The following is an 11626-nucleotide window of genomic DNA, read 5'->3' as shown; positions in this document are numbered from 1 at the left end:
CACCAGTGGTCTGATCAATTCCGTAGTGGTCGGGCCAATACCGGGTCCGAGGGTTCCCCCTCGCGCAGGACCTCCCGAGGGAGACAGATGATGCGCAACACGACCGTCCTGGCCGCGGCCCTCGCCCTGGCCGCCGTGCTGGCGGCAGGCTGCGGCAGCACCAAGGACGACGCGGCGGGCGGGGGCGGCGGCGCCAAGGGCGCGGCCGGCGGCAGGGTCGGGGTGGGCCTGCCCCTGCTGACCTCGCCGTTCTGGCAGTCCTACAACGACTACATGCCGCAGAAGGCCAAGCAGCTGGGCGTGGACGCGCTGCCCGGCGTCAACTCCAACGCCGACCCGACCCAGCAGATCACCGACATCAACAACCTGCTGAACCAGAACGTCAAGGGCCTGGTGGTCGCGCCGCTGGACAGCGCCGCGATCGTCGCGGGGCTGAACCAGGCCGAGCGCAAGGGCGTGCCGGTGGTGGCGGTGGACGTCGCGCCCGAGAAGGGCAAGGTCGCGATGGTGGTGCGGGCGAACAACCGCGCCTACGGCGAGCAGGCGTGCAAGCACATCGGCGACAAGGTGAGGACCGGCAAGGTCGTGCAGATCATGGGCGACCTCGCCTCGGTCAACGGGCGCGACCGCTCCGAGGCGTTCCGCGACTGCATGAAGAAGGACTACCCCGGCATCAAGGTGCTGGAGATCCCCGCCGAGTGGAAGGCCGAGAAGGCCGCCTCCGGCCTGGACACCGTGCTGAACGGCAACCCCGACCTCAAGGGCGTCTACATGCAGGCGGGCGGCGTCTACCTGGCCCCGACGCTCCAGGCGCTGCGCGGCAAGGGCAAGCTCGTCAAGGCCGGTGACCCCAAGCACATCGTGGTGGTGTCCAACGACGGCATCCCGCAGGAGTTCGAGGCGATCCGCAGGGGCGAGATCGACGCGACCGTCTCCCAGCCCGCCGACACCTACGCCGAGTACGGCCTCTACTACGTCAAGGCGGCGATGGAGGGCCGGACGTTCCAGCCCGGCAAGACCGACCACGGCAGCGAGATCGTCAAGCTGCCCAACGGTCTGCTGGAGGACCAGCTGCCCGCGCCGCTGGTGACCAAGGAGAACGTGGACGACAAGTCCCTCTGGGGCAACACGGTCAAGTGATGGCGGCCCTGAACCACGACGCGGACGACACCGCCCGGCCGCTGGCCGAGGTGGCGGGGGTCCGCAAGAGCTTCGGTCCCACCGTGGCGCTGGCCGACGCGCGCCTGACCGTCCACCCGGGCGCCTCGCACGCCCTGGTCGGCCGCAACGGCGCGGGCAAGTCCACGCTGGTGAACATCCTGACCGGGATCTTCGCGCCGGACGCCGGGCAGGTGCGCTTCGACGGCGCGCCCGCCCCGGCGCTCGGCGACCGGGACGGCTGGCGCTCCAGGGTCGCCTGCGTCTACCAGAAGTCCACGATCGTCCCCGACCTCACCGTCGCCGAGAACCTGTTCCTCAACCGGCAGCCCGGCGGGCGCGGCCTGATCGGCTGGAAGCGGATGCGCCGCGAGGCCGCCGACCTGCTGGCCGCCTGGGACGTGGCGGTGGACCCGGACCTGCGCGCCGGGGACCTCGGCGTCGAGAGCCGCCAGCTGGTGGAGATCGCGCGGGCGCTGTCGTTCGGCGCGCGCTTCATCATCCTGGACGAGCCCACCGCCCAGCTCGACAACGCCGAGATCGAGCGGCTGTTCGGCCGGATGCGCGCCCTCCAGGAGTCGGGGGTGACGTTCCTGTTCATCTCCCACCACCTCCAGGAGGTCTACGAGGTCTGCCAGACCGTCACGGTGTTCCGCGACGCCCGCTGGATCACCACCGCGCCGGTCGCCGACCTGCCCAGGAACGCGCTGGTCCAGGCCATGACCGGCGAGGCCACCGACCTCGGCTCCGGCCCCGCCGGGCCGCGCGTCCCCGCCGACGCCCCGGTCCGCCTGGAGACCCGCGAGCTGTCCGGCCCCGGCTACGGCGGCGTCGACCTCACGGTGCGGCGCGGCGAGGTCGTCGGCCTGGCCGGGTCCAGCGCCAGCGGCAAGATCGAGTTCGCCGAGACGCTGGCCGGGCTGCGCCGCCCGGCCGCCGGGACCGCCGCGCTGGACGGCGTGCTGCTGCCGGCCGGCGACGTGCGGCGCGCGCTGCGCGCCGGGGTCGGGTTCGTGCCGCGCGACCGGCACCACCAGGGCCTGGTCCCGGACCTGTCGGTCGGCGAGAACGCCGCGATGACGGTCACCGACCGGCTCGGCCGGTTCGGCGTCATCGCCCCCGGCCGGCTCGCCGCCCACGCGCGCGACGCCATCGACGACCTCGGCGTCGTCACCGCCGGACCCGGCCAGCCGGTGTCGGCGCTGTCGGGCGGCAACCAGCAGAAGGTGGTCATGGCGCGGGCGCTGGCGACCGGCCCGAAGCTGCTGGTGCTCATCAATCCCACCGCGGGCGTGGACGTGCGGTCCAAGCAGGCCCTGCTGGCGGTGATCGGGCGGGTCCGGGAGACCGGCACCTCGGTGATCATCATCTCCGACGAGCTGGACGACCTGCGCCCGGCCGACCGGGTGCTGGTGTTCTTCCACGGCCGGGTCACCGCCGAGCACGCGGCGGGCTGGAGCGACCAGGAGCTGGTCGCGTCGATCGAAGGGGTCACCACCGATGACTGACATGCCCGCAGGCGGCCGGACGCGCGCGGCCGTGCCCGCCGCGCCCGCCGCGACGCTGCGCCGGATGCGCGAGTTCGCGCTGGTCCCCGCGCTGGTCGCGATGATCGTGCTGGGCGCGGTGGTCAACGACAGCTTCCTGACCAAGCAGAACATCATCTCCATCCTGGGCGCCTCGGCGGCGCTGGCGCTGGTGGTGCTGGGCGAGTCGCTGATCCTGATCACCGGCAAGTTCGACCTGTCGCTGGAGTCCACCGTGGGCATCGCGCCCGCGCTGGGCGCGCTGCTGGTGATCCCGGCGGCCTCGGCCGGGTTCGGCACCGAGCTGCCCACGGCGGTGGGCCTGCTGGTCATCCCGCTGGTCGGCGCGGCGCTCGGCGCGCTCAACGGCTTCCTGGTGGTGCGGCTGCGGCTGAACGCCTTCATCGTCACGCTGGCGATGCTGATCGTGCTGCGCGGCCTGCTGGTGGGCGCGACCGAGGGCAAGACGTTGTTCGACATGCCCGACGCGTTCTTCGCCATCGCCACCACCACCTTCCTGGAGCTGCCGCTGTCGGTGTGGATCGCCGCGGCCGCGTTCGGCGCCGCCGGGTTCGTGCTGCGCTACCACCGCCTGGGCCGGGCGCTGTACGCGATCGGCGGCAACGCCGAGGCGGCCCGCGCGGCGGGCGTCCGGGTGGAGCGGGTGACGTTCGCGGTGTTCGTCGTCGGCGGCGTGCTGGCGGCGGTGGCGGGCCTGGTGCTGACCGGCTACGTCGGCGCGATCAACGCCGGCCAGGGCCAGAACATGATCTTCACGGTGATGGCGGCCGCGGTGATCGGCGGCATCGGCATGGACGGCGGCAAGGGCACCATGACCGGCGCGCTGACCGGCGTGCTGCTGCTCGGCGTGGTGCAGAACCTGCTGACGCTCGCGCAGGTGCCCTCGTTCTGGATCCAGGCGATCTACGGCGGCATCATCCTGTTCGCGCTGATGATCGCCCGGGTGACGTCCGGCCGGGCGCAGGACTGAGCGGGGGCCGCACATGAGGATCGACGCGCACCACCACCTGTGGGACACCGCCGTCCGGGAGTACGGCTGGATGGACGGCGACTGGGCCGACCCGCTGCGCGGCCGCTTCGACGCGGCCCGCTACGCGACGGCGGCCGGCCCGCACGGCGTGGCGGCCTCGGTCGTGGTGCAGGCGCTCCAGGACGAGGCCGAGACCCGCGACCTGCTGGCGGTCGCCGACCGGGACGCCACGGTCGCGGCCGTGGTCGGCTGGGTCGACCTGACCGCGCCGGACGTCGCCGCCGCGCTGGCCGGGCTGGCCGCCGGGCCGGGCGGACGGCGGCTGGCGGGCGTCCGGCACCTGGCGCAGGACGAGCCGGACCCGTTCTGGCTGCTGCGCGCCGACGTGCTGCGCGGCGTGCGGGCGGTCGGCGCGGCCGGCCTGGCGTACGACGTGCTGGTCCGGCGACCGCAGTGGGGGACGGCGCTGGAGTTCGCGCGACGGCTGCCGGAGGTCCCGCTGGTCCTGGACCACGCGGGCAAACCGGGCATCGCCGCCGGGGAGTTCGCCCCGTGGGCGACGTGGATCGAGGACATGGCGACCCTGCGCAACGTGACGGTGAAGCTGTCGGGCCTGGTCACGGAGGCGGCGGACGGCTGGCGGCCCGCCGACGTGCTGCCCTACGCCCACCACGTGCTGGAGACCTTCGGCCCCGGCCGGGTGATGTTCGGCTCGGACTGGCCGGTGTGCACGCTGGCCGGGACCTACGAGCAGGTGACGGCCTTGGCGGAGGAGGCGTGCGCGACCTTGGACGAGACGGGCCGCGCGGCGGTCTTCGGTGGCACCGCCCAACGCGTCTACGCCCTGCCCCGCTGAGCCTGGGCTTTCCGCCGACCCGTCCCCATCCACCTGTCCGGGCCGCCCCACCTCAGCGGGGCGGCCCGGACGCCGTGCCCTCCTAGTTGGCCCGCCCCGGCGTTTGGCGGCGGCCCTCATACCCGGACGCCGTGCCCTCTCTACCCGTGCCGCCCCGGCCCCCAGGGCCGGGGCGGCACGGCAAGGGGTCCGGAATAGACCATCGGTCCCTCCTGTTCGATAGGGTAGTTGAAACTTTTATCAACACGGAGGCGGGTCATGCAGTTCGGGATCTTCAGCGTCGGTGACGTCACGCCCGACCCGACCACCGGCCGGACCCCCTCGGAGGCCGAGCGGATCAAGGCCATGGTCGCCATCGCCCAGAAGGCCGAGGAGGTCGGCCTGGACGTCTTCGCGACCGGCGAGCACCACAACCCGCCGTTCGTGCCGTCCTCGCCGACCACCATGCTCGGCTACATCGCGGCCAAGACCGAGAAGCTGGTGTTGTCCACCGCGACCACGCTGATCACCACCAACGACCCGGTGAAGATCGCCGAGGACTACGCGATGCTCCAGCACCTGGCCGACGGCCGGGTGGACCTGGTGATGGGGCGCGGCAACACCGGCCCGGTCTACCCCTGGTTCGGCAAGGACATCCGCGACGGCATCGCGCTCGCCGTGGAGAACTACGCGCTGCTCCACACGTTGTGGCGGCAGGACGTGGTGGACTGGGAGGGCCGCTTCCGCACCCCGCTCCAGTCGTTCACCGCCACGCCCCGCCCGCTGGACGGCGTCCCGCCGTTCGTGTGGCACGGCTCCATCCGCAGCCCGGAGATCGCCGAGCAGGCCGCCTACTACGGCGACGGCTTCTTCGCCAACAACATCTTCTGGCCCAAGGAGCACTACCAGCGGCTGATCGACCTGTACCGCCGCCGGTTCGAGCACTACGGCCACGGCTCCGCCGACCAGGCGATCGTCGGCCTCGGCGGCCAGGTCTTCATGCGCAAGAACTCCCAGGACGCCGTCCGCGAGTTCCGTCCCTACTTCGACAACGCGCCCGTCTACGGGCACGGCCCGTCGATGGAGGAGTTCATGGCCGAGACCCCGCTGACGGTCGGCAGCCCCGAGCAGGTCATCGAGCGCACCCTCAAGTTCCGCGAGTACTTCGGCGATTACCAGCGCCAGCTGTTCCTGATGGACCACGCCGGCCTGCCGCTGAAGACCGTGCTGGAGCAGCTCGACATCCTCGGCGAGGAGGTCGTGCCGGTCCTGCGCAGGGAGTTCGCCGTCGGACGCCCCGCGCACGTCCCCGACGCGCCCACCCACGCCGCCCTGCTCGCCGCCAGGAACGACAAGGAGACGGTGACCCGATGACCACCCGCACCCTCGCCGTCGTCTCCGCCGGACTCGGCCAGCCGTCGTCCACGCGGCTGCTGGCCGACCGGCTGGCCGACGCCGCCGCGACGGCCCTGCGCGAGCAGGGCGCCGACGTCGAGCTCGTGCCCGTCGACCTGCGCGACCACGCGCACGAGCTGATGGACAACATGCTCACCGGCTTCCCCGGCGGGAAGTTGCGCGAGGTACTGGAGAAGGTCGGCCGCGCCGACGGCCTGATCGCCGTGACGCCGGTCTTCAACGCCTCCTACAGCGGCCTGTTCAAGACCTTCTTCGACGTCCTGGAGCCGGGCACGCTGGAGGGCGTCCCGGTGCTGCTCGGCGCGACCGGCGGCACCGCGCGCCACTCCCTGGCCATCGACTTCGCGATGCGCCCGATGTTCGCCTACCTGCGCGCGCACGTCGTGCCCACCGCCGTGTACGCCGCGTCGGAGGACTGGGGGAGCAACGGGACGGCCGGGGGAGCGGACGCGCTCACCGAGCGCGCCGCCCGCGCCGGCGCGGAGCTGGCCGCCGTGATCGGCGGCACCGCGCCCGCCGTCAAGCCCGACCCGTTCGACGAACCCGTCCCGTTCGAGGACCTGCTCGCCGGACGCTGAGGAGTGGCCGGACGCCCGGTTCCCTCCCCCTGTCCCCGCCTATCCGCGGAAGATTTTTCTGGCCACCGCCCCGTAGGCGTCCACCGGCTCGTCGGCGTCGCCCTCGTCGGGACGCCACCGGGGGAGGGGCACCAGGCCGGGGTCCAGCATCTCCAGGCCCGTGAAGTAGTCGGCGAGCTGCTCGGGCGTGCGCAGGTGGTAGGGCGCGCCGCCCGCCTCCACCAGGCGGCGGCCGCCCCGGACGACGGCCTCGCAGGTCGCGGTGCCGTCCCACAACACCAGCAGGCTGCCGGACGGCGCCGCCGCCATCGTCCGCCGCACGATCGAGCGCACCGCGCCGTGGTCGGCCTCGTAGCCGAGCACGCCCATGAACATGACCGCGACCGGCTCGGAGAAGTCCAGCACGCGCGCGGCCTCGGCGAAGATGCGCACCGGGTCGTGGTAGTCGGCCTGGAGGAACGCGGTGCGCCCCTCCGGCGAGGTCGCCGCCATCAGGGCGCGCGCGTGGGCCAGCACCAGATCGTCGTTGTCCACGTACACCACACGGGATTCCGGCGCGACGCCCTGGGCGATCTGGTGGGTGTTCTGCGCGGTGGGCAGGCCGGTGCCGATGTCCAGGAACTGCCGCACCCCCGCCCGCGCGGCGTGCCGCACGGTCCGGATCAGGAAGCGGCGCGACTGCTTGGCCATCGCGACGATGCCGGGGTACACCCCCGCCACGGCGTCGCCCGCGGCACGGTCGGAGGCGTAGTTGTCACGGCCGCCCATCCAGTAGTTCCACATCCGGGCCGCGTGCGGCGCCGGGACGCCGTGACCGGCGGGGTGGCGGGCGGGCATGTCGGGGGTCGTCTCCTCTGCGTGCGGATGATCTATCTTGGCGTCGAAGCGCACGCGCGGGAAGGGGCGGACCGGAAACCGGTTTCAGGAGGCCGCGCGCCGCAGCCCGGCGACCGCCTCGGCGTGCAGCGCGGCCCGCCCGGTGTCGAGGGCGTACTCGGCGAGGGCGACGCTCAGGAAGATCGCCAGGACCCGCGCCCGCAGCTCGGTGCCGGACGGTACCGGGCCGTAGGCGTCGAGGAAGGCGGCCCGGTCGTCGTCCCGGAACGCCGCGTACGCCAGCGACAGGTCCACCGCCGGGTCGGCCAGGCAGAGATCGCCCCAGTCGATGACGCCCGCGGCTCGCCCGTCCGGCCGTACCAGCAGGTGCCGGACGTGCAGGTCGCCGTGCGTCACGACGGACGGGCCGTTGCCCGCGCCCAGCCGTTCGCCTTCGGCCAGCAGGTCCATGACGTCCGGGACGGGGCCCCAGCCCTCCAGCCGGGCCAGGCGCTCGCGGGCGAGTGGGGCCCGGACGGCCGGGTCGCCGCGCTTGAACGGGTCGTGCGGTAGCTCGGCGTCGAGTGTGCAGGCGTGCAGGGCGCGCACGAACGCCCCGGCGTCGGCGGCCAGGGGGCCGCGTTCACCGTCCGGCAGTTCCGTTTCCACCAGCTCGCGCCCCGGCACGATTCGGGCCGCCCAGAACGGCCACGGGAACCGCTCCGACGGCTCGCCGACGACCTCCGGCACCGGGATCGGCAGCGGCAGCCGCCCGGCCAGCCGGGGCAGCACGGCGATCTCCCGCTCCACCCCGGCGACCGCGATCCGCCGCCTCGGGAACCGCAGGATCCACGCGTCGTCGGCCAGGAAGACGGTGTTGTCCCACCCGGTCGCCAGCGGCCGCACCCGGCCGAACCGGCCCCCGAACAGCGTCGCCGCCCCGGCCGCGTCCACGGTGATCTCGGCGTCCCACTCGCGTCCCCCCATGCGGGGGAGCCTGTCACATGAAGCGGCGGATCACCCGCTCCTTGACCTTGCCGAACGGCGGGTAGACCACGCGCACCGTGTCGGGCGCGAGCGGCTTGTCCAGCACGGCCTTGGCATGGCTGAACGTCTCCACCGAAAGCCGCCCGTGGTAGGCGCCGAGCCCGCTCTCGCCGACCCCGCCGAACGGCAGGCCGGGCACGGTCAGGTGCGCGTTGGGCAGCCCGAAGCCGACCGCGCCCGAGGAGGTCTCGGTCAGCACCCGCCGCCGGGTCTCCTCGCTGCCGGTGAACGCGTACAGCGCCAGCGGCTTGTCCCGCTCGTTGACGAACGCCAGCGCCGCGTCCAGGTCGGGCACCCGCAGGACCGGCAGCACCGGCCCGAAGATCTCCTCGCGCATCACCGGCGCGTCCGGCGCGACGTCGGCCAGCACGGTCGGGGCGATGTAGCGGTCTCCCCGGTCGGTCCGTCCGCCCACCACGACGCGCCCGCTGTCCAGCAGCGCCGCGACCCGGTCGAAGTGGCGCTCGTTGACGATGCGCCCGTAGTCGGGACTGCGCTGCGGGTCGCTCCCGTACATCTCCTCGACCGCCGCCGCCAGGTGCTTCTCCAGCTCCGGCGCGACGTCGCCGATCGCCAGTACATAGTCCGGCGAAGTGCAGCTCTGCCCGGCGTTGAAGAACCGGCCCCACGCGATGCGCCGCGCGGCGGCGGCCAGGTCCGTCCCGGCCTCCACCAGCACCGGCGACTTGCCGCCCAGCTCCAGCGTGACCGGCGTCAGGTGCCGCGCGGCCGCCGCCATCACGATCCGTCCCACCGTCCCGTTGCCGGTGTAGAAGACGTGGTCGAAGCGCTGCTCCAGCAGATCGGTCGTCTCGGGCACCCCGCCCTCGACGACGGCGACCGCGTCGCCGTCCAGGTACTCCGGCAGCAGCCGCGCCAGCGCCGCCGAGGAGGCCGGGGCCACCTCGCTCGGCTTGAGCACCGCGCAGTCGCCCGCCGCCAGCGCGCCGACCAGCGGCGCGAGCGAGAGCTGCACCGGGTAGTTCCACGGCGCGATGATCAGCACGACGCCCAGCGGCTCCAGCATCGTGCGGGCCCGCGCGGGCAGCAGCGTCGCCGGGACCGGCACGCGCCGGGGCCGCAACCACCGCTCCAGGTGCCGCAGCGTGTGGTCGATCTCGTTGACGACGAACGACAGCTCGGAGCTGTGGGTCTCCACCGGGCTCTTGCCCAGGTCGGCGCGGAGCGCCTCGGTGAACACCCCGCCCTGCTCGGTGAGCAGGGCGCGCAGGGCGCGCAGCTGCCGTCGCCGCCACTCCAGCGGGCGGGTCCGGCCGGTGCGGAAGGTGGCCCGCAGGCGCTCCACGGTCGCCGCGCCGGTGGTCGTGCCCGTCGCTGCGTCCGATGCCTGCTGGACGGTCGTCTCCTCGTGCACTGCGCCTCCTCGGTCGAAATGCAACGCTCCGTTGTACTTTGACCGTAGAGCGTGCCGCGCGACGATCGCAACGCAACGTTGTGTTGCCTTAGTCTCAGTGCCATGACCACCGCAGGGACCACCGCAGGCGGCCCCCGCCGCAAACGGCAGATCTTCGACGCCACGCTGCACGCCCTGGCCCGCGACGGCTACGACGCGATGACGATCGAGGGCATCGCCGACGACGCCGGGGTCAACAAGACGACCATCTACCGCTGGTGGCCCTCCAAGCCCGCGCTGCTGCGGGCCGCCCTCATCGACGCGCCGCTGCTGGACCTGCCCGTCCCCGACACCGGGACGCTGCGCGGCGACCTCGAAGCGCTCACCGCGACGCTGATCGGCTTCCTGACCGCCGAGCCCGCCGGAGCCGTCGTCCGCGCCGCGCTGGGGGCGGCCGTGGGGGACGCGTGCCTGGCCGCGCAGTTCCGGGACTTCTTCGCCGACCGCCTGGCCCGGGAGCGGCCCGTCGTGGAGCGCGCTATCGCGCGCGGCGAGCTGCCGCCCGGCACCGATCCGATGTTGCTGATGGACCTGCTGAGTGGGGCGATCTGGGTGCGGGGGGTGTTCCGGGGACTGCCGGTGGACGGGGAGTTCGCGCGGCGGACCGTTGCCGCTGTCCTCGACGGGATCGGCTCCGGGAACGGTCCGAAAAAAGGCGAAAAGTCCTCATGATTGGCCGCTGACTGCTAGATTCTCCGCGCAGGTCGTGCGGGCTTTTTCGCGGTGAACGAGGTTGCCAGGTGAACGAGACGGCCGAACGGGGCCCGGACCCGTCGCGTCCCCGGGGAGGACGCCGTCGCCGTCCCAAGCAGAGCTGGGGCGAGCGCCTGGAGCGCAGGCCGGTCGTGCTGGCGATGGTGGGCGGGGGCGTGCTGGTGTGCGGCGTGACGGCGTTCACGTTGCAGGCGGGCGGCGGCGCTGGGGCCGCACCGTTCCAGGGCCCCGGCTACAAGGTGCCGGGCTGTGCGGACGAGTGCGCGGACGCAGGTCCGGCGGCCCGGAGCGCCGACCCGACGCGCGAGGTGGCGGTGCCGCCGCGCGAGATCAACCCGGCGGGATCGTCGCGACCCAGCACCACGGCGTCACCGAGCCCGTCGGCGAGTTCGTCTGCGAGCCCGACACCCGGCCCCTCCGGAAGCCCGTCGGCGACACCGTCGCACGGCCGCGGGCGCGACGACGGTGACCGGCGCGGCGGCGGACGTGGTGGACGGCCGCCTTCGTCCGGCGGCGGCGGTTCGGGTCTGGTGGCGCTGTACTCGACGGGCAACACGTGGGACTCGGGCTACATCGGCGCGGTGACGGTGGTGAACCGGGGATCGAGTTCCATCTCGGGTTGGCAGCTCACGGCCTACTTCTCACGAACCGAGATCACGGCGGCGTGGAGCAACCGGGGCTCGGTGTACAGCACCCATGGGGGCAACCGTTTGGGCGGTTCTGGGGGAACGCTGGCTCCTGGGGACAGCGTGACGGTGGGGTTCCAGGCGTCTGGACGCCCGGGGGCACCGTCCTCGTGCACTTTGAACGGGCGCCCCTGCGGGGGGTAGGGGTGTGTAGGAAGCTTGCGGGGGCTGGGGTTGCTGGGTATCTGCACCAGCCCTGCGGGGGTGGGGGTTAGTGGTCGGGTGGCGGGCGCGGGGCTGGGGTGGGCGCTCGGGTGCGGGAAACCCGTGTGGGTTGAGGTTGGTGGTCTGACGCGGGGCGCGGGGGCGCGGGGCTGAGGCTGGTGGCCGGGTGTGGGAAACCTGCGCGGGCTGGAGGTTGTTGGGCACGTGCACAAACCCGCGCGGGGCTGGGGTCGTTGGTTGGGTGCGGGGCGCGGGGTTGAGGTGGGCGGTCTGGTGTAGA

At 73.2% G+C, this 11626-nt stretch carries 11 protein-coding genes; 8 read left to right on the top strand and 3 right to left on the bottom strand.

All coding sequences use genetic code 11. The features are described 5' to 3' along the window. The first annotated feature begins 87 nt into the window (after positions 1-87). From AH6_RS16490 to AH6_RS16465, 6 genes are all read left to right on the top strand, one after another. The gene (locus AH6_RS16490) at positions 88-1140 is read left to right on the top strand and encodes a sugar ABC transporter substrate-binding protein (RefSeq protein ID WP_067480444.1); all 1053 of its coding nucleotides are present in this window, start codon (positions 88-90) and stop codon (positions 1138-1140) included. Beyond that, positions 1140-2666 carry a sugar ABC transporter ATP-binding protein gene (locus tag AH6_RS16485; RefSeq protein ID WP_067480441.1) on the top strand — a complete coding sequence of 509 codons (1527 nt, stop codon included), beginning with the start codon at positions 1140-1142 and terminating at the stop codon, positions 2664-2666. Before AH6_RS16490 ends, AH6_RS16485 begins: the two co-directional genes overlap by 1 nt. Beyond that, complete coding sequence (locus AH6_RS16480) at positions 2659-3675, top strand: ABC transporter permease (RefSeq protein ID WP_067480427.1); 1017 nt, start codon at positions 2659-2661, stop codon at positions 3673-3675. Before AH6_RS16485 ends, AH6_RS16480 begins: the two co-directional genes overlap by 8 nt. Before the next feature lie 13 nt (positions 3676-3688). Next, entirely contained in the window at positions 3689-4531 is an 843-nt protein-coding gene (locus AH6_RS16475; RefSeq protein ID WP_067480424.1) for an amidohydrolase family protein, read from the top strand. A 258-nt stretch (positions 4532-4789) separates the two neighbouring features. After that, complete coding sequence (locus AH6_RS16470) at positions 4790-5884, top strand: LLM class flavin-dependent oxidoreductase (RefSeq protein ID WP_067480421.1); 1095 nt, start codon at positions 4790-4792, stop codon at positions 5882-5884. Further along, positions 5881-6504 (top strand): CE1759 family FMN reductase, encoded by a 624-nt coding sequence (locus AH6_RS16465; RefSeq protein WP_067480418.1) that lies wholly within the window; start codon positions 5881-5883, stop codon positions 6502-6504. The genes AH6_RS16470 and AH6_RS16465 overlap by 4 nt, the downstream gene beginning before the upstream one ends. 39 nt (positions 6505-6543) lie before the next feature. On the opposite strand, the gene AH6_RS16460 is transcribed toward AH6_RS16465, so the two are convergent. The 3 genes from AH6_RS16460 to AH6_RS16450 form a co-directional block, all read right to left on the bottom strand. Further along, a complete protein-coding gene (locus AH6_RS16460) occupies positions 6544-7341 on the bottom strand; it encodes an SAM-dependent methyltransferase (RefSeq protein WP_067480415.1) in 798 nt (265 codons plus the stop codon). An 84-nt stretch (positions 7342-7425) separates the two neighbouring features. Further along, positions 7426-8307 carry a phosphotransferase gene (locus AH6_RS16455; protein ID WP_067480412.1) on the bottom strand — a complete coding sequence of 294 codons (882 nt, stop codon included), beginning with the start codon at positions 8305-8307 and terminating at the stop codon, positions 7426-7428. Between the two features lie 13 nt (positions 8308-8320). Further along, entirely contained in the window at positions 8321-9742 is a 1422-nt protein-coding gene (locus AH6_RS16450; protein ID WP_218005853.1) for an aldehyde dehydrogenase family protein, read from the bottom strand. A gap of 102 nt (positions 9743-9844) precedes the next feature. On the opposite strand from AH6_RS16450, the gene AH6_RS16445 reads away from it, so the two are divergent. Further along, the gene (locus AH6_RS16445; RefSeq protein ID WP_067480409.1) at positions 9845-10453 is read left to right on the top strand and encodes a TetR/AcrR family transcriptional regulator; all 609 of its coding nucleotides are present in this window, start codon (positions 9845-9847) and stop codon (positions 10451-10453) included. 68 nt (positions 10454-10521) lie between these two features. Next, positions 10522-11325, top strand: a complete 804-nt coding sequence (locus AH6_RS42520) for a cellulose binding domain-containing protein (protein ID WP_157431519.1) — start codon at positions 10522-10524, stop codon at positions 11323-11325. The last annotated feature ends 301 nt before the right edge of the window (positions 11326-11626 follow it).

The sequence above is a fragment of the Actinomadura hibisca NBRC 15177 genome, from assembly GCF_001552635.1.
GTDB lineage: Bacteria > Actinomycetota > Actinomycetes > Streptosporangiales > Streptosporangiaceae > Spirillospora > Spirillospora hibisca.
Note: the sequence above shows the minus strand (reverse complement) of the source record. Positions and strands in the feature narration are given on the sequence as shown.